The 24,960-nt window shown below is 34.7% G+C and carries 26 protein-coding genes; 10 read left to right on the top strand and 16 right to left on the bottom strand.

The genetic code is table 11. The features are described 5' to 3' along the window. Window positions 1-74 precede the first annotated feature (74 nt). Window positions 75-461 (top strand): hypothetical protein, encoded by a 387-nt coding sequence (locus tag AAGD79_RS06630; RefSeq protein WP_341811350.1) that lies wholly within the window; start codon window positions 75-77, stop codon window positions 459-461. A gap of 46 nt (window positions 462-507) precedes the next feature. Beyond that, window positions 508-951, top strand: a complete 444-nt coding sequence (locus tag AAGD79_RS06625; protein WP_077188372.1) for a hypothetical protein — start codon at window positions 508-510, stop codon at window positions 949-951. 74 nt (window positions 952-1,025) lie between these two features. On the opposite strand, the gene ccmE is transcribed toward AAGD79_RS06625, so the two are convergent. The 7 genes from ccmE to AAGD79_RS06590 all read right to left on the bottom strand — a co-directional run bounded on the left by ccmE (window position 1,026) and on the right by AAGD79_RS06590 (window position 7,968). Then, window positions 1,026-1,418 carry a cytochrome c maturation protein CcmE gene (gene ccmE / locus AAGD79_RS06620; RefSeq protein ID WP_264702474.1) on the bottom strand — a complete coding sequence of 131 codons (393 nt, stop codon included), beginning with the start codon at window positions 1,416-1,418 and terminating at the stop codon, window positions 1,026-1,028. Between the two features lie 117 nt (window positions 1,419-1,535). Further along, on the bottom strand, window positions 1,536-2,405 hold the full coding sequence (locus AAGD79_RS06615; protein WP_341811349.1) for a biotin--[acetyl-CoA-carboxylase] ligase: 870 nt from the start codon (window positions 2,403-2,405) through the stop codon (window positions 1,536-1,538). Between the two features lie 17 nt (window positions 2,406-2,422). Then, window positions 2,423-3,787 (bottom strand): NADH-quinone oxidoreductase subunit N, encoded by a 1,365-nt coding sequence (locus AAGD79_RS06610; protein WP_341811348.1) that lies wholly within the window; start codon window positions 3,785-3,787, stop codon window positions 2,423-2,425. Next, window positions 3,784-5,226, bottom strand: a complete 1,443-nt coding sequence (locus tag AAGD79_RS06605) for an NADH-quinone oxidoreductase subunit M (RefSeq protein WP_341811347.1) — start codon at window positions 5,224-5,226, stop codon at window positions 3,784-3,786. Before AAGD79_RS06605 ends, AAGD79_RS06610 begins: the two co-directional genes overlap by 4 nt. A gap of 3 nt (window positions 5,227-5,229) precedes the next feature. After that, window positions 5,230-7,077 carry an NADH-quinone oxidoreductase subunit L gene (gene nuoL / locus AAGD79_RS06600; protein ID WP_341811346.1) on the bottom strand — a complete coding sequence of 616 codons (1,848 nt, stop codon included), beginning with the start codon at window positions 7,075-7,077 and terminating at the stop codon, window positions 5,230-5,232. Window positions 7,078-7,081: 4 nt separating this feature from the next. Then, window positions 7,082-7,390, bottom strand: a complete 309-nt coding sequence (gene nuoK, locus AAGD79_RS06595) for an NADH-quinone oxidoreductase subunit NuoK (protein WP_006012916.1) — start codon at window positions 7,388-7,390, stop codon at window positions 7,082-7,084. Continuing rightward, entirely contained in the window at window positions 7,381-7,968 is a 588-nt protein-coding gene (locus AAGD79_RS06590; RefSeq protein ID WP_065094386.1) for an NADH-quinone oxidoreductase subunit J, read from the bottom strand. Before AAGD79_RS06590 ends, nuoK begins: the two co-directional genes overlap by 10 nt. A 212-nt stretch (window positions 7,969-8,180) precedes the next feature. Here AAGD79_RS06590 and AAGD79_RS06585 point away from each other — a divergent pair, with 212 nt between their 5' ends. Both AAGD79_RS06585 and AAGD79_RS06580 read left to right on the top strand, forming a co-directional pair. Beyond that, entirely contained in the window at window positions 8,181-8,609 is a 429-nt protein-coding gene (locus AAGD79_RS06585; RefSeq protein WP_010082321.1) for a hypothetical protein, read from the top strand. A 127-nt stretch (window positions 8,610-8,736) separates the two neighbouring features. Beyond that, window positions 8,737-10,653 (top strand): ATP-dependent helicase, encoded by a 1,917-nt coding sequence (locus tag AAGD79_RS06580; protein WP_341811345.1) that lies wholly within the window; start codon window positions 8,737-8,739, stop codon window positions 10,651-10,653. 154 nt (window positions 10,654-10,807) lie between these two features. Here the strand turns inward: AAGD79_RS06580 and AAGD79_RS06575 are convergent, their stop codons facing one another. The 5 genes from AAGD79_RS06575 to AAGD79_RS06560 all read right to left on the bottom strand — a co-directional run bounded on the left by AAGD79_RS06575 (window position 10,808) and on the right by AAGD79_RS06560 (window position 14,909). Beyond that, complete coding sequence (locus AAGD79_RS06575) at window positions 10,808-11,020, bottom strand: hypothetical protein (protein WP_065094389.1); 213 nt, start codon at window positions 11,018-11,020, stop codon at window positions 10,808-10,810. A gap of 162 nt (window positions 11,021-11,182) precedes the next feature. After that, window positions 11,183-11,404 (bottom strand): hypothetical protein, encoded by a 222-nt coding sequence (locus tag AAGD79_RS07045; RefSeq protein WP_022626388.1) that lies wholly within the window; start codon window positions 11,402-11,404, stop codon window positions 11,183-11,185. 193 nt (window positions 11,405-11,597) lie between these two features. Beyond that, window positions 11,598-11,801 (bottom strand): IS5 family transposase, encoded by a 204-nt coding sequence (locus AAGD79_RS06570; RefSeq protein WP_007549940.1) that lies wholly within the window; start codon window positions 11,799-11,801, stop codon window positions 11,598-11,600. A gap of 91 nt (window positions 11,802-11,892) precedes the next feature. Then, window positions 11,893-13,059, bottom strand: coding sequence for an aspartate kinase (locus AAGD79_RS06565; protein WP_265043274.1), 1,167 nt, complete (start codon window positions 13,057-13,059; stop codon window positions 11,893-11,895). Between the two features lie 404 nt (window positions 13,060-13,463). Then, the gene (locus AAGD79_RS06560) at window positions 13,464-14,909 is read right to left on the bottom strand and encodes a hypothetical protein (protein ID WP_341811344.1); all 1,446 of its coding nucleotides are present in this window, start codon (window positions 14,907-14,909) and stop codon (window positions 13,464-13,466) included. A 135-nt stretch (window positions 14,910-15,044) separates the two neighbouring features. Here AAGD79_RS06560 and AAGD79_RS06555 point away from each other — a divergent pair, with 135 nt between their 5' ends. Then, window positions 15,045-16,319: an APC family permease gene (locus AAGD79_RS06555; protein ID WP_341811343.1), complete on the top strand. Its 1,275-nt coding sequence runs from the start codon at window positions 15,045-15,047 to the stop codon at window positions 16,317-16,319. Between the two features lie 549 nt (window positions 16,320-16,868). Here the strand turns inward: AAGD79_RS06555 and AAGD79_RS06550 are convergent. After that, a complete protein-coding gene (locus AAGD79_RS06550) occupies window positions 16,869-17,837 on the bottom strand; it encodes an IS110 family transposase (RefSeq protein ID WP_341811342.1) in 969 nt (322 codons plus the stop codon). Window positions 17,838-18,155: 318 nt separating this feature from the next. Further along, entirely contained in the window at window positions 18,156-18,608 is a 453-nt protein-coding gene (locus AAGD79_RS06545) for a hypothetical protein (protein ID WP_015589289.1), read from the bottom strand. Between the two features lie 140 nt (window positions 18,609-18,748). Between AAGD79_RS06545 and AAGD79_RS06540 the strand changes: the two genes are divergently transcribed. Then, window positions 18,749-19,783: an aspartate-semialdehyde dehydrogenase gene (locus tag AAGD79_RS06540; RefSeq protein ID WP_010962945.1), complete on the top strand. Its 1,035-nt coding sequence runs from the start codon at window positions 18,749-18,751 to the stop codon at window positions 19,781-19,783. Window positions 19,784-19,892: 109 nt separating this feature from the next. Here the strand turns inward: AAGD79_RS06540 and AAGD79_RS06535 are convergent, their stop codons facing one another. After that, window positions 19,893-20,024, bottom strand: a complete 132-nt coding sequence (locus AAGD79_RS06535; protein ID WP_341811341.1) for a hypothetical protein — start codon at window positions 20,022-20,024, stop codon at window positions 19,893-19,895. A 677-nt stretch (window positions 20,025-20,701) separates the two neighbouring features. Beyond that, entirely contained in the window at window positions 20,702-21,196 is a 495-nt protein-coding gene (locus AAGD79_RS06530; protein ID WP_341811340.1) for a Smr/MutS family protein, read from the bottom strand. A gap of 92 nt (window positions 21,197-21,288) precedes the next feature. Here AAGD79_RS06530 and rlmB point away from each other — a divergent pair, with 92 nt between their 5' ends. The 4 genes from rlmB to AAGD79_RS06510 all read left to right on the top strand — a co-directional run bounded on the left by rlmB (window position 21,289) and on the right by AAGD79_RS06510 (window position 24,540). After that, entirely contained in the window at window positions 21,289-22,053 is a 765-nt protein-coding gene (gene rlmB / locus AAGD79_RS06525; RefSeq protein WP_341811339.1) for a 23S rRNA (guanosine(2251)-2'-O)-methyltransferase RlmB, read from the top strand. A gap of 79 nt (window positions 22,054-22,132) precedes the next feature. Next, window positions 22,133-22,855, top strand: a complete 723-nt coding sequence (locus AAGD79_RS06520; RefSeq protein WP_341811338.1) for a Bax inhibitor-1/YccA family protein — start codon at window positions 22,133-22,135, stop codon at window positions 22,853-22,855. Continuing rightward, window positions 22,856-23,392 (top strand): cytochrome c oxidase assembly protein, encoded by a 537-nt coding sequence (locus tag AAGD79_RS06515; protein WP_265043286.1) that lies wholly within the window; start codon window positions 22,856-22,858, stop codon window positions 23,390-23,392. It begins immediately after the preceding gene. A 170-nt stretch (window positions 23,393-23,562) separates the two neighbouring features. Continuing rightward, a complete protein-coding gene (locus AAGD79_RS06510) occupies window positions 23,563-24,540 on the top strand; it encodes a quinone oxidoreductase family protein (RefSeq protein ID WP_265044106.1) in 978 nt (325 codons plus the stop codon). Window positions 24,541-24,960 lie beyond the last annotated feature (420 nt).

Raw genomic sequence — 24,960 nt, 5'->3', positions numbered from 1 at the left:
CTGTTACTCTCTCTACATATCGTTTCAATATAGCTGAGTTGATTTTAAAAGTATAATTTTTTATAGGAGTTAGCATGAATAATAGTAAACAAGAAAGCAAAAACGAACTTAAAGTAATAAGCAAAATAGAAGTTAACACCAAACCTAAAGGTTATGATGAAACAGTTGCGCGAAATCCAGCGCAGCTTGGTTATGTCCACAAAGCTTTAGATAAATTAATCGCAGAGCTGAACACGAAATTCGTTCCTGAATTGGATGATGTATTGCATAACAATAGCAACTCTATCAGTCAATTAAATGACATGCTAACAGAAGAAAGGAGTAAGCTTGACGAGCAGAGTAAACAGAACAAGGAAATGATTGAGATGCTCAAGCAAATCAAGGACGATATGCCAGGCATTGCAGAAGCTCCAGATTTTACAATAGTAGATATTAATAATGACTCACTGTTATTTGTATAGTAATGATTTATAAAGATAAGTAGTTTTTTTATAGGAGGTAACTATTATGAATAAAAATATAAAATTATATTCTAGTGAAGAAGTTGAATCAAATAATGCATTGCAACTTCAGAAACCGGCGTTTGATAAACCAAGCTTCGAAAAGCCAGTAATAAAGAAGATTGTCAGTGGTAAAACAAAGGAAGAATTTGATATAACTAAAGATATGACACAAGAAGAGATTGATAAGATGCCACAAATTACATTGACCATAAAGCACCTTAAAAATTTTTATGATGGCTTGATAAACAGCATTAATAAGTATGACGAAAATATGGATAGTGCAATTCAAAGTGGTATAATAACACAATTATCATCAACCATAGATAGTATAGACAGCAAGACAAGTAGTATAGATAGTGAACTTGCAGATCTTAGGAATTCGATTCCAGATATTGGAGAAGCTCCTCCATTACTCCATATTACTGGTGAAGAGAACGGATTGCTTTAATAAAAAAGGTAATAGCCTGATATCAGGCTATTACCTTCTCCATATGCTATTTTAATATAGCTGAGTTAGGAAATCTATTTTAAAACTTTCGGCATATAGTTCTCATCATGTTTTGCAAACACTGTATCTGCAAGAAAAGTACTATTATCAAACATTTTACCTTGTACAACAACACCACTTTTTTCTGAAAACATTGGAGGAAGTATTCCCTGGTATTTCACTACAACGCTTTTGTTAAAATCTGTCATTTGAAAAACTACTTCGCTTTCGCTTCGTATCACGCTATTTTCAACAACCATTCCACCAACACGGATTGGCTTTTGATTATTTGGTAAAACTATTGCCTCACTTACTGTATAGAAAAATGAGATATTTTCTTTGAGCGTTGTTAAAATAAAAAAAACTGCACAACTTAAAAAGCAGAAAATTCCTGAAGTTATAAGTAATCGCTTATGTTTCTTCTTCATTATTATCTTTCAGGCTTTCTAGAATTTTTTTACTTTTAATATAGCAAGAAATGGTAAGGATCAGTTCTCCGGTAATCAATGTAAGACTAATAAGGTAAGCAAAAATCACATACGTGTTCATAATATATCGTTAATAAATAACTCACCTGCATCAAAATAAATTAAGCTTCCATCCTTTTGCTGCAACACCAATTTACCACTTTTATCTATATCAGCAAAAATTCCTTCATACAATTTGTCAGCTAACTTTACACTGATTTGCTCATTCATTTTGAATGCTTTTTTTAACCACATTTCTCTTATAGCATAAAACCCATCAAATAGCCATTGCTTTCTTAGTTTATTAAAATTTATTATTAATTCCTTTAACAAATCCATGTTAGACACAGACTCACCATAATTGCTAATGCACGTTGTTCCTGGAAGTGGTGCATGATTGACATTAATTCCAATTCCTACAATAAGCCAATTCGAATTGGATCTTTTTTCAAGCAATATTCCACTGATTTTTTTACTATCAACTAGGACATCATTTGGCCATTTATATTGAATGTTACTATCATCCATAAATGACAGTAAAGTATTCCCTACAACAAGAGCAGTCACAAAAGTCAATTCTGTTAATTTGCTGATGTCTTTAACTTGACTCGTTAAGCCTACTGTTATCCCAGTACCATCCGATGTCATCCCAGTGCTTGACACTGGGATCCATGCTTCTTGATTCCTAGATTCCAGCGTCACGCACTGGAATGACACCGAAAGCTGGCTTTCATTCAGATAATCGTTAAAGAGGTTTATCACCAAACTCGCATAGAAATTACCTTCTGGAGAAACCCAACTTTTTCCGGTGCGCCCCCTGCCTTCTGTTTGTTTATCGGCAATAATAACAGTTTCATTTGATATTCCTCTGTTAATTAAGTCCAGTGCTTTTCCATTAGTGCTTAAAACTTCTTTGTAATGATGAATATGAAAACCCTCAGGGATCACCTTGTCAGCCCTTTAGTTCAATGAGTGAGTAAAACGTACAAGAAAAGAACGAGGTTAATCAGTGAAGCCACCGAAGTGATAATGAATAGACCCTTAGAATAAGTAACCTTATTACCACTAGCTTTATCGAAATACATAGCTTTTATAATATTTAGATAATAGTAACACGATATAACACTTGCCATTACAAGGATCAAAGACAGGGTGATAAAGCCAGAATTTATTAAACTTTTGAATATAAAAAATTTAGCGATAAAACCCGCAAGTGGAGGTATTCCCGACATCGAGAGTAACAGCACAGAAAGATGAAATGCTACAATTGGGCGTTTCTTCCCTATACCAGACAAGTTTGCAATATCACAATCGTCATCGTCAATTTGTACGAGATATGAGAATAGCCCTATGCTTGTGATGATATATATCACCAGATACATTAAGGCACTATCTGTTCCTGCTTGTGTAAAAATAGAAAGTGAAGCAAATATAAAACCAATGTGACCAATTGAACTGTAAGCAAGCAGCCTTTTTAAGTTTTGCTGACGCAAAGCCCCAAAAGCTGAGATAAGCACAGACAATGCTGAAACGTATAAGAAAATAGGCTGAACATAACTTTTTACATTTACTAACTCTTCATTCATCAATCGAATTAAAAATGTTACAAGTGCAGCTTTTGGGGCCGTAGAAAAAAACGCAGTTACTATGGTAGGTGCACCTTGATAGACATCTGGAGCCCACATATGAAAAGGAGCAATAGCAAGCTTGAAACACAAACCAATAAGGATAAAAACTAACCCAAAAACTATTCCATAAGTTATCTGATGGCTTTGCAAGAATGAACCGAGCTCAGAGAAATTGACTTGTCCTGTATATCCATAAAGCAGCGACATTCCATATAGCATAATGCAGGAAGATAGTGCACTAAGTGTAAAATATTTCACTCCTGCTTCACATGAATAAGCTGAATCTTTATTAAAGCTCGCAAGAACATACAAAGATATACTCATCAACTCAAAAGCTAAATAAAAAGAAATCAGACTATTTGCTGAAACCAAAGTTATCATGCCAAATAGCGCAAAAAGAATCAGTATTGAAAATTCATATTTATAGTCATATTTTGATAAATTCAGCATCAAAAGTATTAAAATTCCTGTGCTGAGAATTAACCCTTGGGCTGACCTGATGTATAAATTGAGTTTTAACAACGAATTAAAGAGAAAAATTTCATTGTTTTCTGCCGAAATAATTAAAATAATCAAAGTTACCACTGTGCAGCCAAGTGCTAATAAGTTGATAGTTCGGCGGTTAAATATAATTCCAAGCAGTAGCAACACTAACGAGGAGATAATAGAGAACGTTTCCGGCAATATCTGTATATAATTCATAGCGCATTATATTTGACTAACAAATTTGCCATACATGGCTTCAAATAATTCAGTGCAAGGGTTGGGTAGAATCCAAGCAAAATAACAAACACTGCAAGCAGAATTAAGACAGAAAATTCTATGCTATCCAAGCGGTTATTTAATAATTTAGAATAGCTAACCCCCCATATTATTTGCTTACATAAATTCAGCATATAAACTGCGCTTAAAATAGTGCCAAGTGCGATAAATCCTGTAAAAAACCCTATGCTCTTAAACATTCCAACCATAGCCAAAAACTCACCTATGAATCCAGATGTTCCAGGTAGCCCTATTGAAGCCATTGAAAATAAAATGAACATAAAACCAAATTTTGGCATTGTGTTTACTATGCCAAAATATTTTGCAATCTCCAAAGTTCCAGTTCGAGTATATAGCATTCCAACACACAAAAATAAAGCAGCAGAAATAAGGCCATGACTAATCATTTGAAATATGCTACCCAGTACTCCTTCCTCACAAAATGAAAAGAGGCCAGCAGTAACGATCCCCATATGTGCTATTGAAGAATAAGCTATTAACTTCTTTATATCATCTTGAGCAAACGCAACTAGCGAAGCATATATCACCGCAATAATGCTCAGCACAACAACGAAATTTGAAAAATATAAACTTGCCTGAGGAAGCATTGGAATAGAAAACCTTAAAAATCCATATCCTCCCATTTTAATAAGCAAGCCAGCTAAAATCACAGATCCAGAAGTTGGTGATTGTACATGCGCATCAGGAAGCCAAGTGTGAAATGGAAACATCGGTACTTTTATTGCAAAAGAAATAAAAAATGCAATCCACAGCAATGACTGCACTTCAAGATCAAGGCTTGGCACTAATGTAGCTAATTTTTGTATATTAAATGTTCCAAAAATGTTATAGATGTAAACCAATCCAAGTAGAAATAATAATGAGCCAGTTAATGTATAAAGAAACAACTTAAACGTTGCATATACCCTGTGTTTTCCTCCCCAGATGCCAATAATAAAGAACATTGGTATTAAAACAGCTTCAAAAAACACATAAAAGCTTATAGCATTCAGTGAAACGAAAAAACCGACTACAAAACTCTCAAGCAGTAGAAACAATGCCATATAGGCTTTTAGGGTCGTATAACTCATTTTGCAGTTGTAGAGTATACAAATTACAAACAAGAAAGTTGTAAGCAGAAGGAAAAGCAACGATATACCATCTATCCCTATTCCAACATTTCTAATTGGGTAGCTGACAAACTGAAAGTCCGCATTGTTATAATCAAATTCTATACAAGATACAATGCTAAGCAAAAATGGAAGTACAGCAAAAAATAGAGCAAGGAATCTTAAGTGTATAGATTGATGATTAATCCTGATTAAGGATAAAATCAACGCTCCTATCAGTGGAAGCAAGAATATACTAAGTAACAACACCTTCTATTTAATTCCAATAATATATAAAGCACCGATTATTAGAGTAACAAACATAATAAATGCATAATCAAATATATAACCAGTTTGTAACTTTATAGAACTTTTTGAACATTCATTAACCAACCTTACAACACCATTTGGTCCAAATGAATCAATAGCCTTAACATCAAACTTCCATAGAAGCCTAGATATAAACCTTATCGGTGCAATTATAACAAACTCATACACCTCATCAAAGTACCATTTATTCTGCAAAAACTTAAGTAAAAATTTACTCTTAATTTGCCTAATTACTTGATATTGGTAAATTAGGTACGCAAGTGCTATTCCACTTAGGCTTGCTAAGGTTGGCAGTAGTTTTATAAAGAAATTATGAACTCCATGCTCATCAATCATCACTAAACTTGATTTCCAAAACGCATTACTAGTTATGTTCAAAATATTTGCTCCCCATATTCCAGAAAATACTGATCCAAAAGCGAGTGTCAGTAATGGTATAAGCATAATCTTTGGTGCCTCATGTATATTAATTTTACTTTGTTTTTGGCTGTGGAACACAAGAAGCAATAACCTCCAAGAGTAAAACGCTGTGAAGAATGCAACAACTAAGCTTATTACAAAAGCAAAGCTATCCGTGCTATAAGCATGTTCAATTATCAAATCCTTTGAATAAAAACCTGCAAATGGGAATATCCCAGAAAGCGCAAGAGATCCAATCCACATGAGAGCGTAAGTGCAAGGGATTTTCTTCCAGCAATTTCCCATTTTCTGAATGTTTTGCTCATGATGCATTGCATGAATCACATTGCCAGCACCAAGAAATAGTAGAGCTTTAAAAAAAGCGTGTGTCATTAAATGAAAAATAGCAACATTGTAAGCAGAAAGCCCACATGCCATGAACATATAACCAAGTTGACTGCAGGTTGAATAAGCAATTATTTTCTTTATATCGTTCTGAGTAATTGCAACGGTGGCTGCAAAAAAAGCAGTGAGTGCTCCAACGATAACTATTAATTCTCGTGCCACATTTGATAACTCAAACAATGGAGAACACTTTGCTACTAAAAATATACCTGCTGTTACCATCGTTGCTGCGTGAATAAGTGCAGAAACAGGAGTTGGCCCTTCCATTGCATCTGGCAACCAAACATGTAAACCAAGCTGTGCAGATTTACCCATACAGCCAATAAAAAGTAATATGCATATTATATGAGTTACTTTGAATTCACAGCAGAATGCCCTAATGTTCTGCGTGCCAAGAAGATCAGTTGTGTCAAAAACTTCAGTAAAATTCAAAGAGTGAAATGTATAATAAATAAGAAAGATTCCAATCAATAGTGCAAAGTCTCCTACCCTATTCACAACAAATGCTTTAATTGCTGCATTATTTGCAGAATATTTTTGGAACCAAAATCCTATGAGTAAATAAGAACATAGGCCAACCCCTTCCCAGCCAAAAAAAAGCTGCACGAAATTATCGCTTACAACCAGCACAATCATGCAAAACGTAAATAGCGATAGGTAAGAAAAAAACCTCGACTTCCCCTTATCATGCTCCATATAACCGATAGAGTAGAGATGTACTACCAGTGAAACGGTGGTAATAACAATAAGCATTAAGGATGAGAGAGCATCCACACTAATTGCCCAATTTACTTTTAAGATGCTCAATGAAAACAAAGGAAATAAACTCAAGTGATAATTTTCAGAGAAGGTGAGAAAAACATACCAAGATAAAACTGCAGATATTCCAATCCCTGCCGTTGTAACTAACTGACTTTTTCTAAAGAGTGCTGCAAATAGCGAACCAAAAAGTGGCAAAAATACTATTAATTTCAGTATATCCATCATACTTTCATTCTTTCATTAAATTTGCTTGTTCAACATCTATATTGCCACGGCTTCTATAATATACAACCAATATTGCAAGCCCAACTCCTGACTCTGCTGCCGCAACAGTCAACACAAACATCACAAAAATTTGCCCAACTATATCATTCATAAAGGCAGAAAAAGCAACTAAGTTGATATTAATTGCCAGCAATAATATTTCTATTGATAACAATATATTGATTATGCTCTTACGGTTGATGAAAATACCGCACACTCCAATAGTGAACAAAACAGCAGCAACTATCAAAAAGTGATTTAATCCTATTTCCATTCTACTCCTTTTCCAAATTTAGCCTTAATCAATTTTACAGATGAAGATTGTGTCAATTGCTTTAATACATTCTGTTTTTTAACTCCTTTTTTCTTGTCCTGCAAAGTAAGAGCAATTGCACCGACAATTGCAACAAGCAGCAGAATACCAGAAAGATGAAAAGCGTACATGTAGTCGGTATACAGCAAATTACCAATAGCTTTCACATTATTGGTATTATAGTTTATAACATTGCTTATATTCGGTGCTGAGCTGCGGATTACAAAGCTGATGACTAGAAAAAACACAACACACAACATAGCACCAAGAGTGCAATGCTTTGCAAAACCCTGGCGCAACCTTATGTAGTCAATATCGAGCATCATAACTACAAAGAGGAACAACACCGCAACCGCACCGATGTATACTATCAGCACCATCATAGCAATGAATTCAGCTCCAAGGAGAATAAAAAGCACTGCAGAGTTAACGAAGGTGAAAATTAAAAATAATACTGCATGCACAGGATTTCTTACACTAATTACGCATACAGCAGATAAAATGCTAAGAATTGCAAAAAAATAAAAGAAAAAAGGCATTGATACTTTAACTGCAACAATAGTTACTAATTTAAAGTGACTATCGTTGTAAAGTCAATATTATATTAAACGTTTGAAAACATTGTACTACAAAGCTCCAGCTCCATTTTAAATTATTATACAGAGCGCTTTCTAAGTGCTTAATCAATACACTAAATCCTTAATTTATCAATATATAATATGTGTATGTTAGTAATTAATGGCGGCTCAAAATGTACAACATATTTGGTTATTTTAAAAGCAACAATAGTTCTAACGCACAAAGTAGCAGACTAGATGGAGAAAGTTATCAATACACCACAAGAGACTATATGACAATTTACTTTAATAACACACTAGCAAGTTTCAGTAGATCATTGAGAGAATTTAAAGAAAAAGCGTATGGATTTATGTATGATATCGGAACTTGGTTGAAAGAAACATATGAAAATCTCACTGAACGACCTGCAACGCATAATCGCTATACCCCAAAAGAAAAACCCCTTGTTGAAGTTGAAGAAATAGAAATGAAGGAACTAAACCGTACATATAAGCCATTCCAAACTCCACTTATCCACCCAACAAGCAGAAGTTCTGGTGCCAATACCTCAAATCAAGTTGTTGTTACTCGACATACACCTGAAACTACTAAAACAAAATAGATGTAAAACCTACGTTTAAATATGTAGTACTTGAGTGAAGCATTCTTTAACTGTTCTATTCAATAAAACCTTTACAATATTTCAATCATAGGTTTAACTTTACGAAGTTATAATCTATAGGGCTACGATGAACGATTATCTCTCACTGCTAAATCCAGAACAACAATCAGCTGTAACTAACATAGATGGACCAGTTTTGATACTGGCAGGAGCCGGGACGGGAAAAACAAGAACGATTACTTCAAGAATAGCACACATAATTAGAAACGGTCACGCTTATTCTGATGAGATATTAGCAGTTACATTTACAAATAAAGCAGCAAATGAGATGGTATCAAGGGTACTTGAGCTAACGGGCACAAACATACCATGGCTTGGCACTTTCCATGCAATTGCAGCAAAAATCTTGCGCCTGCACGCAGAAATTGTGGGCTTAAACCCCAATTTTACAATCATTGGTGTGGATGAACAATTACAGGTAATAAAAAATATTATCAATGAAATAAATCCTGATTACCTATCAGAAAAATGTAAGACCATTATGAATATTATTCAGCAATGGAAAGAGAAGTGCTTATTGCCATCTGAAGTGGAAGATATTCAATCATTTAGGCCAGTATATGTAACTGCACTCAAAGTCTATCACCAGTATCAGGAAAGGTTGAAATTCCTTAATTCTGTCGATTTTGGTGACTTATTGCTATATAACATACAGCTCTTTAATCAAAAGACCGAAGTTCTGTCCTACTACCAAAACAAGTTTAAATATGTTATGGTAGATGAATATCAAGATACAAATGCGATACAATATCTTTGGCTAAAATACCTTGCAAAAGAGCACTCAAATATTTGCTGTGTAGGAGATGATGACCAGTCGATATATAGTTGGCGTGGTGCAGAAGTTGAAAATATTTTGAAGTTTTCTGATGATTTTAAAAATGCAAAAACCGTTAAACTAGAGTGTAACTACAGGTCAACATCCCACATACTTGCAACTGCGTCATATGTTATCAATCACAATAAGACTCGCTTAGAAAAAAAATTGTGGACAACAAACATTGAAGGGGAAAAGGTAAATCTAATAAAATTATGGGATGGGAAAGCTGAAGCAAGGTTCATAAGCGAACAGATATTAAAGCTCAATAAATACAGATTTAGTGACATTGCAGTGCTGGTAAGGGCCACTTTTCAAACTAGAGTTCTGGAAGAGTATTTTATAAAATATTCAATTCCCTACAAGATTATAAGTGGCGTAAAATTCTACGAACGTCAGGAAGTCAGGGATATAATTGCATATTTAAGACTTGTTACAAACAATAACGATGACTTAGCTTTCGAAAGGATAGTAAATCGGCCAAAAAGAAGCATAGGAGCTACAACTCTAAAGAAAATATACACGACTGCTCAGGATAACAAAATTTCTTTTTTTGAGGCAGCAAAAATATTAGTTAATAGTAATCAGGTAACCGAAAGAATTAAACTCTCACTCAACGATTTTTTAAATAAAATTAAAGCTTGGGAAGAAATAGTAAGCGTAAAACCACTGCATGAATTCGTTAAAATCGTAGCAAACCAATCAGGATATATTGAAATGCTTGAAAATGAGGAGGTAACAGGCTTAGCACGAATAGAAAATGTTAAAGAGCTCATCTCATCTTTAAAAAATTTCGATAATGCCACAACTTTCTTGGAGCATATAAGTCTGGTGATGGAAGTGGATAATATGAATAACGATGACACCGTATATGTTATGACTCTTCATGCAGCCAAAGGACTTGAATTCCCGTGCGTGTTTCTACCTGGTTGGGAAGAGGGATTATTTCCTCATCAAAGATCTTTTGATGACAAAAGTGGTAAAGCTTTAGAAGAAGAAAGGAGACTCGCATATGTTGGCATAACCAGAGCCAAAGAAAGGTTAATCATTTCATGTGCAGATAGGAGGGAAATTAACAACCAGTGGCAACCGATGCGCACTTCTCGGTTCATTAAAGAATTGCCAAGAGAAAATGTTGAGGTAATTAAAAGCAACATTGCCTACTGTTGAAGCTATAATTGCAGATAAACATATCTTACAAATCTGAATTACTTTAACTATATGTTTCTCCTGGCAAAAATTCTGTAACCGTTCACACTTAATTCTTCAATCTCATACCAATTTCTATTACATAACAAACAAATAGACAATAGAAGTGAGAAGGTTATACTAAGGCAGTATAATGATGGAGTTTTGGAATGGCATTGGTATCAGGTTGCAATTTTAGCTTACATTGTGCCAATCTTTCTTCAATTGCTGCTCGCATAAATTCTGCCTGTCTTTTAGTTCTGCAGTGCACTATCGCATCATCCACATATCTTTCAAATGGTACTGTTGGGTGATTTTGTTTCATCCATATATCAAATGCATGGTGCATAAATATGTTTGAAATGATTGGGCTTATTGAACCTCCTTGCGGAACTCCTTTTTTCCCTAACTACCTTACTGCCATCTGCTTGCTGAATAGGGGATTTCATCCACCTTTCAACATACAGTATGACCCATTTGCAGTCTGTGTGCTTCTTGATAGCCTGCAGTGCTAAATTGTGGTCCAGATTGTCGAAAAATCCTGTAACATCAACAGCTTTCTTGGTAATCGTATCCTGTCTCCAATAAACAGCGGTTTTGCTATGTATCCTTGATCAGCAAAAAACTTACGTAAAGTTGGAGCCTTGTATTTAGCTTGAGTGAAAAGATTTAGAGCACCATCACGATCTTGAACACTTGCACTATGAACATCAGCCGCAATAATTAAGCCCACTGTATCTACAACAATATGACGTTTTCTACCCTTTATTTTTTTTCAGCATCATATCCTCTGGATCCCCTTTTTGAGTGGTTTTTACTGATTGACTGTCAATTATTCCTACTGAAGGTGTTTCATTTTTACCAAACATTTTTCTTACCTCTTTTACTAGCATATTATGTATTTTTTCCAATTTGCCATTACTACGTCACCTGAGAAAATAGTCATACACCGTCTTCCATGGAGGAAAATCTTTCGGCAGCATTCTCCATTGACAACCACCTCTCATTATATACCTTATTGCATTAATAATTGTTCTGATATTGTGCTTTCTTGGCCTCCCTATCTTTCCTTGTGCAACATGTGGCTCCAAAATTTCCCATTCCTTATCACTTATATCACTTGGATACAATTTTCCCTCCTATTTTTTACTTACACTATCATATTTTTTTCCTCATTCCTTTTCAAGACATACTCTTAGACAACTGGACGTCAAGCCTATCCTAGTGCTGCATATCAAGCTCATACTCAGTATGTAAATCTTTGACTAAAGCTACAGCGCATTCTTTTTGAACAATTATACTGATTTTGATTTCAGATGTTGTGATAGCAAGTATTTCTATCTTTTTTTCGCTTAAAACCTTGAGTGTGCGGTGCATCACTTCAGTGTTAGACATAACACCAATACCAATTATTGAAATTTTAGCTACATTATCGTTTATAGCATAATTTTCATTCTTATTCAGTAACTTTTCCATTAAATCAATATCAAATTTAGAGATAACAAAACTTGACCCATGTATCATATCAATTTTAACGTTTGCTCCTGCTATGTCTCTTAAAGTGCGCAAGTTATTTGCAAGGTTAGTGAAAGTTACAAGAGCTTCATTAGTGCTATAAGCTATTCCAGTAATTAAGTATCTCTCTAGTACCTCCCTTTTGTGTAGCACTGTGGTGCCTTCTACTTCCTTAAAAGTGGATAGCACTTGCACTTTAATGTCATGTTTCATTGCAAGTTGTACTGAACGATTATGCAATATTTTAGCACCAGATGACGACATTTCCAACATTTCATCGTAAGAGATAAATTTGAGCTTGCGTGCCTTTGGAACAATTCTCGGGTCTGCTGTATATATTCCATCAATATCAGTAAAAATTTTGCAAGTTCTAACACCAAAGGCTACCGCGAAGGCAACTGCTGATATATCAGAGCCTCCTCTTCCAAAAGTAGTGATTCTATCATCATTTATACCCTGAAAACCAGCGATGATCGCAGCAGTATAACCCTCAGCAAAAGATCTTTTCACACGGTCAATCTTTATTGTTTTTATTTTAGACTCAGAATAAAAATCATCAGTTACAATTGGTAACTGCCAAGCAAGCCACGATTTAGCATTAACTCCAATCGATTGGAGAGTGATAGCTAAGAGACCGCAAGAGATTTGTTCTCCTGCTGAAAGCATAACGTCATACTCTGATAACTCTTGTCTGTAACTTAAATTTGAGATTTGCCTAGCCTGAAAAACCATTTGGTCAGTAAATCCTGCAACAGCAGATACAACAACGATTACATTACAACCTTTCTCAATATCGTTTTTTATCAAATTTGCAACTCGGTTTAAATCAGTTAGCGAAGTCCCACCAAATTTTTTTATGATTATTTTGTCCATAGTTACAATATAACTCTCTTCTGAAGAAAAATATAGTTTTTGTAGAGATAGCAGCTTGCAAGCCATTCAGAAAAGGGAGGACAAAACTATAAAAAACCATAGGCGCCAGATGGTTTTTAGCTAAAGTCAAGTGTCTGGAATTTTAGGCATAGAATCCCCCATATGAACAAGATTCAGAAAAAATGCAACGCACATTGGGCAGAGATTAAGTATGCGTGTGCACCCACATACACTGAAGAAGATACGCCACATTTTTAACTGAAATTTAAATGAAAAGTCTGCAGACGGAGACAAATTTTGAGCTCGAGAAACATCTCTAATTGTCATTATAATGAGGTTTCAAGTATGCGGAAGTAATTTTTTTAGCTAAAGTCAAAATTTTCTACCATGACATGAGCCCACCACTAAGCAGCAGGAGACCTTGCATGACCTCCAAAAAATGCTTTTACTCTTTCAAGATAAGTAGGTGGTTCTGCAGGGATTTCTATATTATACATTGAATAATACACTGCTTCCTTTATACTATCATCTGTAACTAATTCCCTTAATTTTTGCTTTATGGCACCTCTTTGAATACTTTTTCCATACTCTTCGTAAAATTTTATGTAAAGCTCTTTAAAGACAAATTCTCTTATTTCTATTATTGATTGGTTAATGTTGCTCTTCACCTCATCGCTTATATTATTTTTATCCGCATAATCTTCGGAGTAAAAATCTTCAAACTTGTCTACCAAAATTTTTAATTTTTTATAATTGCAATATTCTTTTAAAAATCTTTCAGTAAATTTAGGTGTTAATACGTTCACTGCTCCATTTATTTGAACCAAGAAATTATTTTTCGCTTCAAGACAACTAAGCGAATAAATAATACGATCGAACATTCCCAGAGTACATAAACCAAGTCCATCCTTTAAATTCATTAGTAATAGTGAATTCACATCTGATTTTTGATTCTTAGCAGCAGTTGAAACTAAGTTTGCAGCTTGTGTGAGAGTTAGTCCAGTTTTTGATTCTTGCCAAGCTGCTTCATTGGAACCATTAAAGTTAAGATAAAGTTTTAATTGCTCTTTTTGCTCAGTTGTAAGCTCATCTGAATTATTTATGTAGTCTTCAAACTCTTTATTGAGTACATTTGGTTGAGTTCCAAATTTCTGTTTTAGTTCTTCAGCGCAGTTTATGACACTTTCCTCAAAACTTCTAGTATGAACACTTTGACTACCAGTGCCCACATCACTTACATTAAACAAAAAGCTTAGCTGCTTTACATTCAAACCCAAAGGTGAAAAGAGTTTTACTGATGGATGTTTTATTAACTCAAGAAGTGCTACTGGAATTAGCAGTGCATAATTTAACAATAATAAACCAAAATTAAATATAAGAAACCCACGTAGAGCTGATACCTTTGATGCAATATACAAAAATGGAAGCTGTAGGTAATATATCAAGTGTATACTGAAGAATAAGATTTTGTCCTTTAATTTTATTGTTGGATCTTTATAAACCTCAAACAACATGCTATTGCTATCAATATTGTTGTTTTTAAAGGAGGTATAGTTGTTTATGATCTTCTCTTGCAAGGGAAGAAGCATTTTATTCAGGCAAATAAACGCAGCAATAACAATAAAACCTGTAGCCAAAAATGCTAGTGCAGGGCTAGAAGTGCTTGTAGATAAATAGGCATAAAGACCATCAACAATTAAGTTTTTGTATAATCTTTCAAAGGGACGAACTAGAATCGGGTCAAGGATATAGTTAACAAGAAGATTTAAATAATACACGAGAAACAAAAGTGCAATCAAAAATGCAATAATACTACAAACAACCAAAAATGCTTTTAATCTCGGATTCATAACCCCCTCTTAATAATCTGTTAATATAATCTATTTTAGGAATAAATTGAAAAAAAAGCAAGTTTTTATGTTAAAAGATCAATTGAAATTTCTGAGTTTAGGGTATATTGTTAATCTATTTAGATAAGAATTATTGTGTCAAATAAAATAGGTTTTTGGGCTATTTTTGCCTTAGTGATTAGCAGCCAAATTGGCTCTGGAATTTTTATGCTTCCAATCAGCCTTGCTCCATATGGCATGTATAGCCTTATAAGCTGGATAATATCAGGGCTTGGTGCTATATCTCTTGCTTTAGTTTTTGCCTCACTCTGCGCAAAATTTCCGGAAACGGGTGGCCCTCACGTCTATGTAAAGCATGCTTTTGGCCCTGCTGCAGCTTTTTTTGTTGGTTGGACGTATTGGGTGATCTCATGGGTTAGCACAACAGCCGTAATAGTTGTGGGTGTTGGTTATCTTACACCATTTTTCCATGAAGATATTCAAAACGTACATCTGTTTTTAGAGATGTTATTACTTACAATTATTACACTAATAAATTTTAGAGGAGTAGCTACTGCTGGACGTGTTGAGTTTTTATTGACGGTGATAAAAATTTCTGTATTGCTTGTAATACCTATAGCAGCATTGTTTTTTTTTGATAGAAATAACTTCATCATAAGTGAAGAAATATCAAATCTTACAACATCGCAGATTCTTGCCCGTTCTACACTTATTACTCTATGGGGTTTTATTGGAGTTGAATTGGCAACAGCACCTGCAGGGTCAGTTGATAATCCAGCTAGAACAATACCAAGAGCTGTGGTACTTGGAACAATCTCTGTTGCTGTTGTGTATTTTATCAACAATCTTGCAATTATGGGATTAATAAATGGCAATGATTTAGCAAGTTCAAGAGCACCATATGTTGACGCAATAAAAATTATGGCCTCTGGCAATTGGCACTTGATTATTTCTATAACTGCGTTCATTTTTTGTGTTGGTACTTTAAACGCTTGGGTACTAGCTAGTGGACAAGTGGCCCTTGGCCTTGCAAAAGATAAACTGATGCCACAGTTTTTTGCTCAAAGAAACAAGCACGGTTCTCCTTTCTGGGGCATAACAACTAGCTCAGTTGGAACTGCAACTTTACTAATCCTCACTTCAAGCAACAATTTTGCTAAGCAGATCACATCAATTATCGACTTTTCTGTAGTTTCATTTTTATTTGTTTACCTTGCATGCAGTCTTGCTTTTCTCAAAGTTATTGTGCAAGAAAAGAGTTGTTACAAATTTTTAATTGGCAGTATAGCAACAACCTTTTCCTGCTGGGTAATATTTGAAACTTCTGTGAATACCTTGCTGATCGCAAGCTTATTCACTGCAAGTGGCGTACCTCTTTATTTATTTTGGTATCGCAGAGTTTCTGTATAGCAAATGTTATGTATCTGTTCAGCAGAGTGGCAAAATAAGGTAGACGAGAAAAGACAACTATAGGAAGAAATGGGTGTCATGCCAGTGCGTGACACTGGCATGGCTTTGTTGCATCGCTACTTATGAAAGGCTAACTATAATTAGGATTATAAGCAACTTATTGAAAATCTTGTTTTTTTTGCAATCAATCTGATCAAATTTAAGAATAGTAACTTGTTATTTATATTAATAAATTTAATTCTATTGAAAATAGCTAAAGCATTGAAATTCTTGAATTTTAGCCGGATTAGTGAGTGGTAGTGAAATTTCTTTTACTCAAATTTAGGTATTCACTGACCGTTCTTGTTATACATACCAGAATAATAAGCTACTGATATTCTCCACCTTTTTTATCTTTAATCCATCATAGCTAGCGATGCAACAAAGCCCACTGGCATCCAGTTCTTTCGCGCAGTTCCATCAAAAACGTTGTAAAGGATTAATCGCTTTCGTGTTTACCAACTTAGTGCCCAATCTGGATCCCAGATACTGTCTCTGCTGTCAAACAAATTATCCAACAAAATTACAATTAAATGGTTGATTATTTTTAAGAATACCAAAAAAGACATGCATTAATTTTCGCATTAACGCAAGAACTATGACTTTTGGACATTTGCCTTTACTTGCTAGACGCTGACAAAACTTTTGAAAATGATTATTATGGTTTTTGACTACTATAGCTGGCATATAAAGAGCTTTTCGAATACGCTCAGATCCTATTTTGCATATGCAACTTCTCTTACTTACTGACGATCCCGATTGATAATGTCCTGGATTTAGACCAGCAAAAGCTGTAAATTGTTTAGCATTGTCAAAGTTATCAACTGATGGCATTTCTGTGACAACAGCAACAGCAGTAAGATATCCTATACCTTTTATAGTCTTAAGGTTTTCCACCATATTTTTTAGATGTGGATAGTTATTTATATGCTCATTAATTTCTTTTTCGAGAACAATAATTTGCTCCTCTATTGCCAAAATTACTTTAGATATAGCTTCTTTGCAACTGGAATGCATATTTTTGTTTTCCAAGCGATTTGTCTGTTGCACCTTATCATCTTTTAGCGATTGCATGCAACGGTAAAGCTCCCTCAAATGCCTCATTTCAGGTGCAATGGGCTTCCAAAGAGCAGGTTTGTTGGCGATACAAAATCTAGCTATCATAGCTGCATCTGATTTATCTGTCTTATTTCTGAGCAGCTCACTTTTGCCAAAAGCTTTGATTTGGGCTGGGTTTACTATACTGACATTATGTCCTAAATCGTGCATAAAAGTAGCCAAATCTTCTCCATACCAACTAGTTGCTTCAAGACATAAATGAGTAAGATTTGCTCCATGGCCATTGCACCAAACTACAAGTTTTGCAAAACCATCTTGATTATTTTGAAAGACTTTGTGTCGTTTTTTACTGTCCACTAACAAACAAACATCAAATTTCTTTTTTGAAATATCCACACCCAAAATAGCATTTACTTGCATAAAATTGCCTCCAAGACTATAAATAAACTGAGAGTTTAGACTAACCTTGTAATACGGGATATAATTCCAAAAGATACTGTTCAGTCTTTAACTCTATGGGAGGGAAAAAATCTGGCTTAATGGCATTAGTGTCGCATCAGCTTTACCCTCCCTGTGAGGTATTTTAGCTCTAATGCCTCACATCATAAAGATACAAGTGTCACGCACTGGGATGACGAGAAAGGAGCACTGGAATTTTTGTTTCAATATTTGTACATGAGCCATGCATCTGAACAGATACAATGTTATAACTAGAGATAATTTTTAAATGATTGATATTTATGAACTACGACTTTTCTTGTTGTCCACTTGTTCAACATTACCCTTCTCAAGTTTACTATCTACTTCTTTTGTGTGTTCATCATCTATACTAGTTTCATCTTTTATCTTACTAGGGTAATCTTCCTGCGATTTTTTATATGCTTCCATGTTGTCATATATAGGGTTACTGATGATTTCTATTTTTTCAGGTGTGAAAATCCTTGCTAAAAATCTCCTTATTATTGGTATTGACCTTAAGAGATCTCTTAGCTTTGAAGATTCTTGTCTTTTGTTTAGAGACTGTTGGTCTATTTTAGAGGTTTTTACACCATACTTTTTATCATCAAAATTTATTGTAGGCTTTCTTTTATTCGAAAGAACACTTTGGGCCTTTGATCCATTGGTTCCTTCAGGCCCTTGAGGTGTAGACATTGCAGGTTTAACCTTAGTTTCATCGTATTCCTTACTCATCTTTCATTTCATTATGTAATATTACTAATATTGCATAATAATAGCTAAATTACAATTAATTGCAAGGTAAAAATATTAAAACAATTGTAAATTTTGTCAGTAAAAATATAATAGAACTTTAAAATTAGAGGTTCATCTATATGAGATACAAAATTGCTGTTATTGGAGCAACCGGAAGAGTAGGGCGTGAGGTATTAAGCACGCTTGCTGAATTTCAAGATGAGGCGATAGATTGCGTTATTGCACTTGCGTCGAAAAAATCAGAAGGGAAGAAGGTGAGCTTTGGTGACAAAGAGTTAACAGTTTTATGCCTTGAGGATTATGACTTCGTTGGAACTAATGTAGCCATTTTCTGTGCTGGATCTCATGTTTCTGAAGAGTATGTACCAATTGCAACACAGGCTGGATGCATCGTGATAGATAACAGTTCCCATTTTAGAATGAAAGAGGGTGTGCCACTCATTATTCCAGAGATTAATAAAGAAAAAATTATGGAATATAAAAACCACAACATAATATCCAATCCAAACTGTACTACAATACAGATGCTGCTAGTACTACATCTATTACACCAAAAAGCAAAAATAAAGAGAATCGTTGCTTCAACTTATCAATCAACTTCTGGTGCAGGCAAAGCAGCAATGGATGAGCTCTATGACCAGACAAAAAAAATCTTTATGAACGAAGCTAAAAAACCCAAGATATTCTCTAAGCAAATAGCATTCAATTGCATTCCCCATGTAGGAGAATTCATGGAAAATGGTTCTACAGAAGAGGAATGGAAAATGCAAGAGGAGACAAAAAAAATTTTAGAGGAAGATATAAAAGTTACTGCAACTTGTGTAAGGGTACCCGTCTTTATCGGTCACGCTATGGCAGTAAATGTGGAATTTGATCAACATATCACTGAAGAACAAGCTCGTGAAGTGCTAAGTGAAGCCGAAGATAGTGGAGTTTTAGTGTACAACAGGCGTGAAGATAGTGAATACATAACTCAAATTGATGTTGTACAGGAGAATGCTGTATATGTATCGCGTATTAGAAGAGACAATACTGTTGAGCACGGATTAAATATGTGGATAGTGGCTGACAACCTGCGCAAAGGCGCAGCATTAAATATAGTGCAGATTCTTGAGATTTTGATAAGAGAGCATTTGTCAATCAAGTGCATATAGAGCGCACGTACGTTGTAATTCGAAGGAAATTTGTATATCACATGGCAGCGCGTGACGCTGGAATGGCTTTGTTGCATCGCTACTTATGAAAGGCTAACTATAATTAGGATTATAAGCAACTTATTGAAAATCTTGTTTTTTTTGCAATCAATCTGATCAAATTTAAGAATAGTATAGCCTTTCTTATAATAGTCCGAATGCGATAAGATATGTGTTTATGGCTATAGCAGGCCAGTAGCATATTACGGTCTGTTCGGATTATTGTAAAAAGAGCTATAACTTGTTATTTATATTAATAAATTTAATTCTATTGAAAATAGCTAAAGCATTGAAATTCTTGAATTTTAGCCGGATTAGTGAGTGGTAGTGAAATTTCTTTTACTCAAATTTAGGTATTCACTGACCGTTCTTGTTATAAATACCAGAATAATAAGCTACTGATATTCTCCACCTTTTTTATCTTTAATCCATCATAGCTAGCGATGCAACAAAGCCGGCTGGATTCCAGTGTCAAGCACTGGAATGACACCATTTGCTGTGCAGTTTACCTTCAAAAATGAATGTTCGTACAGCTATGGAATAAATCGCGGTATGACGGTTCGCAGCGGTATAGTAACTCGTCACCCCGCTACTTGTTAGCGGCTGAGATACCGCGGCGGTATGACGTAGAAGCTATACTTTTATACTCACCAACTCAGTATCCAATCTGGATCCAAGTAGTCAAGCTATTCGGATGACACCCTCATAAAGTGAAATGAGATCCCGCTAACACGTAGCGGGATGACGGGAAAAGAGGTACTGGGAGACATCCTTCCTGGTAGACCCAAATCACAATGTTCGTACAGTTGCGCGTCACGCGCTGCCGAACACTGTATGGTTATACAAGAAAAATTAAGGCTTAAAAGGAAACTTAAGCAGCTAATAGGACCTAAGCCTTCTTAATAAAACATAAAAAGCTCCTTTACCACCATGTTTTTTCGTAGCTTGCTGGTAGTATAGAACCATATACTGGATTTTAGTATCATTTAACCACTTATTTAAGTTATTCTTTATAGTGTCTGTTTTATTTGTTGCACTGCCGTATCCCGTAATTACCAATAAACATCTATTTCCTGCTCGATAATTTTTGATAATAAAATCTATCAATTTACAGTAAGCATCCTCTATATTATAGCCATGCAAATCGAGCTTATCGCTTATAAAATATTTACCCCTATCAATCTTTGATTTTGTGTTGTAGTCAAGACAAAATGATGAGTTACCATTATTGGTATTAAGAAAATTCCCTTGTAAGTCGGAGGTACCTTTATCAACCATAGACTTTATATTTACTTTATGATCAACTTTCAAAGTAACTTTTCTACATTCTATTGGCTTAACATTTTTTTGCCAATCCAACTCATCGTCCGACATAAACGCATTAATCGAATTGTATAATTTTACAACAATATCTAAACATAGTAAAATGTTGCTTATTCTATAAAAACCCGATTTTCAATAATACGATGAAATCGTCAAAAACTAATGAGAATTTTTGGCTGTATGGAAAGCACACCTGCATGTCAGCACTGAAGAATAAAAATAGGCGGTGTATAGAACTGTTAGCAACAGAAAATTTCTATAGAGAGTACAAAAAAGAAATTAGGCAATGTGTAGACAGTAAGGGCATTAAAGTTCGATTAGTAGAAAGCAAAATACTTAATGACGTTTTACCCAAAGGTGCTAACCATCAGGGAATTGCTTTAAATGTTGCCCCTATTCTTTATAACTTAAGCATTGAAGAAATAGCTGAAAGCTCGAACGATAGCTCTACTATAGTCATTTTAGATCAAGTCACTGACACGCACAATATTGGGTCAATTTTAAGAACTTCAGCTTGTTTTAATGTCAATGCATTGGTTTTACCACATAACCATTCACCGAGCGAAAATGCATCTATTGCAAAAGCAGCAAGCGGAGCATTAGATATTGTCCCGCTAATATACGTTACAAATATAGTAAAAACTATGCAGTATTTAAAAAAGGTCGGTTACTGGTGTTATGGGTTTGATTGCAATACTAAAGAAAATATAGATGAAATAAAGAGTTTTGAGAAAAAAAGAGTAATTATTTTTGGTTCTGAAGAGAAAGGGGTACGAAGACTAGTTAAAGAAAACTGTGATTATCTTTTAAAAATACCAATGTCAAATGCAATTAACAGTTTAAATGTTTCAAATGCAGCGGCAATAGGCCTATATTCTATTTATATTAAAACAAATGCCAGCGCATAGCTGTTTATAATAAAAACACTTGATAAAAATGTGGTTTTATATTATAATGTGTTAAGTAATGGATAAAAGGAGTTATATTATGTCTTATATGAGAAATGAACAGGATATTCGCTCTCAAGGCGCTTACTACAGTGCTGGGCTTAGAAGTTACCTAACTAAAGTATATAACTACATGGCTTTAGCTTTGGGTGTTACAGGGCTTGTCGCGTTCCTAACGGTGTTTTCAGGTCTTTTTCAGGTAATTCATTCTAATCCTGTTCTGTCGCTTGTGATAATATTCTCTCCAGCTGCATTGGTGATCTATATGCGGTATAGAATTCAACACCTAAGTGCTCAGTCTGCCGTTGCTATATTTTTCTCGTTCTCAGTGTTAATGGGGCTTTCCTTATCTTATATTTTTATAGTTTATACTGCAGAAAATATAGCAAGAGCGTTTTTCATTACATCAATTATGTTTGGCTCTATGGCTTTATATGGTAATACCACAAAAAGAGATCTTACAAGTATGGGCTCTTTCTTGATTATGGGAGTCTTGGGGATAATTATAGCATCCATAGTAAATTTATTCCTTGGAAGTAGTCCTCTCTACTTTGCAATATCGTTCATATCAGTAATAGTCTTTACCTTAATGACTGCGTATGATGCTCAAAGAATCAAGGACGTTTATTATAAATATAACGACGGATCAGAAGTCGCTACTACTAAATTGGCAATACTGGGTGCAACTGATCTTTATTTTAACTTTATTAACATATTTCTCAATCTACTCAGGTTACTTAACTTGTTCAATAATAGGGACTAGATGTTTTCCTTTTTAAGGAAAGGTAGTAAGAATTCTATAGTTTTCTTTTTAATATCTTTAGTTGTATCGATGATATGTCTTACATATGCATCGGTGCCTCTATATAGCATTTTTTGTAAAGCTACTGGGTATGGTGGCACAATAAGAAAAGTAACTAACACAACAACAAATATAACTAACCAAAAGATCAGGGTCCATTTCAATGCTGATATAATGTCCGATCTACCTTGGGAGTTTAAATCAGAAACTAACTACGTTGACGTAAACATAGGAGAACAAAGTTTAGCGTTTTATTACGCAAAAAATCTATCTGATCAGCCTTCATTTGGAATGGCGGTGTATAATGTTACGCCTTTTAAAGCAGGTAAGTATTTCAATAAAGTTGCATGCTTTTGTTTTGAAGAACAAATGTTGCTACCAAAACAAAAAGCAGCTATGCCCGTATCTTTCTATATAGATCCTGAGATAATGCTTGATAGTAATACAAAAGATTTGGGCGAAATAACACTATCATACACGTTCTTTAAGCTTAAGTAACAGAATGTTTGCAAACCGTGTCATTTCAGTAATCAATAGGGTGTCATCCAAGTAGCTGACACTGGAATGACAGGAGGTAACGCAAGAAGTCTATTGATTGTGAAAACAATAACTTTGCAAAATATTAATTGTTAGATAACATAATCAAAGTTTTTATCTTAATATTCATCATGGTTAGAGCTATACAAATTAAAAAAACTGGGGGACCAGAAGTATTAGAATTTGTAGATAAGAGCATAGGTGAGCCAAAAGGCGAGGAAGTTTTAGTACGTCACACAACTATCGGCTTAAATCGTTATGATTTAGAGCACAGAAAAGGTATGCGCAAAATTAAAGATCTACCATCAGTGCTTGGGGTAGAAGCAGTGGGAGTTATTGAAAAGCTTGGTAAAAAAATCAGTGATGGGTTGAAGGTCGGAGATAGAGTTGGATATTGCACAGCTCCTCCAGGGGCATATTGTGAAAAGCGCATTATACACCAGAAATATCTGATAAAAATTCCAGATAACATATCTGATGAAGTTGCTGCTGCAGTGCTGTTTAAAGGTATGACAGCTCACTATTTAGTTAATCAATCTTATAAAGTTAGGCCTGGTGCTTTTGTGCTAGTTCATGGGGCTAATGGTGGCTTAGGACAAATAATATGCCAATGGGCAAAGGATAAAAAAGGTGTAGTGATAGGTTCTGTAAGCTCTGATGAAAAAATGAAGATAGCTTTACAAAGTGGCTGCACATACGCAATAAACTACAATGATAAAGACTTCGTTTCTAAAATTATGGAGATTACGCAAAACAGAGGAGTAGGTGCAGTGTATGACCCCATAGGTTACGCTACAAGTAAGCTCTCTTTTGAATCTTTAGGCAGGTTCGGCATATACGTTTCCTATGGGCAGATATCAGGTAACGCTCCTATTAGTTTTTCTTTACTTAGTTCACGTTCGTTATTTGCAACTGGAACCTTAATATATCATTATAAGCATGATAGATTCACATTAGTGCTTACCACAATGGAAATCTTCGAGATGATAAGAAAAAAACTTTTAACTGTACGGATCAATAAAAAATATAAATTTGATGAAATAATTCAAGCACATCGTGATATGGAAAATAGAAAAGCGAGTGGGTTAAATATTATCAAAATCTCTTAAATAAATTAGTAATTTAAACTAACCATTCATTAAGTCATATCAACTAGAACTTCACATATTTATAGCTCTTTTTACAATAATCCGAACAGACCGTAATATGCTACTGGCCTGCTATAGCCATAAACACATATCTTATCGCATTCGGACTATTATAAGAAAGGCTATAATTCTTCTTTTGGGGGAATTAAAAGCATATAGCTAAACTGACTTAGATTTACCGACAACCGTCATCCCGCTACGTGTTAGCGGAATCTATACCGCGAATAGACTTCTTGCATAACCCAAATTAAGTAGAAAAAGGTATCATCCGAGTAACTGACACTGGTTCCTTTATGACGGTAGTAGCCCTCCTTCTCCTGTCATTCCAGTGCTCTCTTCTTGTCATCCCAGTGCCCAGACACTGGGATGGCTTTGTTGCAT

Source organism: Wolbachia endosymbiont (group A) of Oxytorus armatus (genome assembly GCF_964027005.1).
Taxonomy (GTDB): Bacteria; Pseudomonadota; Alphaproteobacteria; order Rickettsiales; family Anaplasmataceae; genus Wolbachia; species Wolbachia pipientis.
The sequence above is the reverse complement of the archived record's forward strand: the minus strand, read 5'-3'. Positions and strand labels throughout refer to the sequence as shown.

What these genes read in the sequence shown, in the direction of transcription:
- AAGD79_RS06630 (WP_341811350.1), top strand. Translation starts at nt 75, where the DNA reads ATGAATAATAGTAAACAAGAAAGCAAAAACGAACTTAAAGTAATAAGC.
- AAGD79_RS06625 (WP_077188372.1), top strand. Translation starts at nt 508, where the DNA reads ATGAATAAAAATATAAAATTATATTCTAGTGAAGAAGTTGAATCAAAT.
- ccmE (WP_264702474.1), bottom strand. Translation starts at nt 1,418, where the DNA reads ATGAAGAAGAAACATAAGCGATTACTTATAACTTCAGGAATTTTCTGC.
- AAGD79_RS06610 (WP_341811348.1), bottom strand. Translation starts at nt 3,787, where the DNA reads ATGAATTATATACAGATATTGCCGGAAACGTTCTCTATTATCTCCTCG.
- nuoL (WP_341811346.1), bottom strand. Translation starts at nt 7,077, where the DNA reads ATGATGGATATACTGAAATTAATAGTATTTTTGCCACTTTTTGGTTCG.
- nuoK (WP_006012916.1), bottom strand. Translation starts at nt 7,390, where the DNA reads ATGGAAATAGGATTAAATCACTTTTTGATAGTTGCTGCTGTTTTGTTC.
- AAGD79_RS06590 (WP_065094386.1), bottom strand. Translation starts at nt 7,968, where the DNA reads ATGCCTTTTTTCTTTTATTTTTTTGCAATTCTTAGCATTTTATCTGCT.
- AAGD79_RS06585 (WP_010082321.1), top strand. Translation starts at nt 8,181, where the DNA reads ATGTACAACATATTTGGTTATTTTAAAAGCAACAATAGTTCTAACGCA.
- AAGD79_RS06580 (WP_341811345.1), top strand. Translation starts at nt 8,737, where the DNA reads ATGAACGATTATCTCTCACTGCTAAATCCAGAACAACAATCAGCTGTA.
- AAGD79_RS06575 (WP_065094389.1), bottom strand. Translation starts at nt 11,020, where the DNA reads ATGCACCATGCATTTGATATATGGATGAAACAAAATCACCCAACAGTA.
- AAGD79_RS06565 (WP_265043274.1), bottom strand. Translation starts at nt 13,059, where the DNA reads ATGGACAAAATAATCATAAAAAAATTTGGTGGGACTTCGCTAACTGAT.
- AAGD79_RS06560 (WP_341811344.1), bottom strand. Translation starts at nt 14,909, where the DNA reads ATGAATCCGAGATTAAAAGCATTTTTGGTTGTTTGTAGTATTATTGCA.
- AAGD79_RS06550 (WP_341811342.1), bottom strand. Translation starts at nt 17,837, where the DNA reads ATGCAAGTAAATGCTATTTTGGGTGTGGATATTTCAAAAAAGAAATTT.
- AAGD79_RS06545 (WP_015589289.1), bottom strand. Translation starts at nt 18,608, where the DNA reads ATGAGTAAGGAATACGATGAAACTAAGGTTAAACCTGCAATGTCTACA.
- AAGD79_RS06540 (WP_010962945.1), top strand. Translation starts at nt 18,749, where the DNA reads ATGAGATACAAAATTGCTGTTATTGGAGCAACCGGAAGAGTAGGGCGT.
- AAGD79_RS06535 (WP_341811341.1), bottom strand. Translation starts at nt 20,024, where the DNA reads ATGCTACTGGCCTGCTATAGCCATAAACACATATCTTATCGCATTCGG.
- AAGD79_RS06530 (WP_341811340.1), bottom strand. Translation starts at nt 21,196, where the DNA reads ATGTCGGACGATGAGTTGGATTGGCAAAAAAATGTTAAGCCAATAGAA.
- rlmB (WP_341811339.1), top strand. Translation starts at nt 21,289, where the DNA reads ATGAAATCGTCAAAAACTAATGAGAATTTTTGGCTGTATGGAAAGCAC.
- AAGD79_RS06520 (WP_341811338.1), top strand. Translation starts at nt 22,133, where the DNA reads ATGTCTTATATGAGAAATGAACAGGATATTCGCTCTCAAGGCGCTTAC.
- AAGD79_RS06515 (WP_265043286.1), top strand. Translation starts at nt 22,856, where the DNA reads ATGTTTTCCTTTTTAAGGAAAGGTAGTAAGAATTCTATAGTTTTCTTT.
- AAGD79_RS06510 (WP_265044106.1), top strand. Translation starts at nt 23,563, where the DNA reads ATGGTTAGAGCTATACAAATTAAAAAAACTGGGGGACCAGAAGTATTA.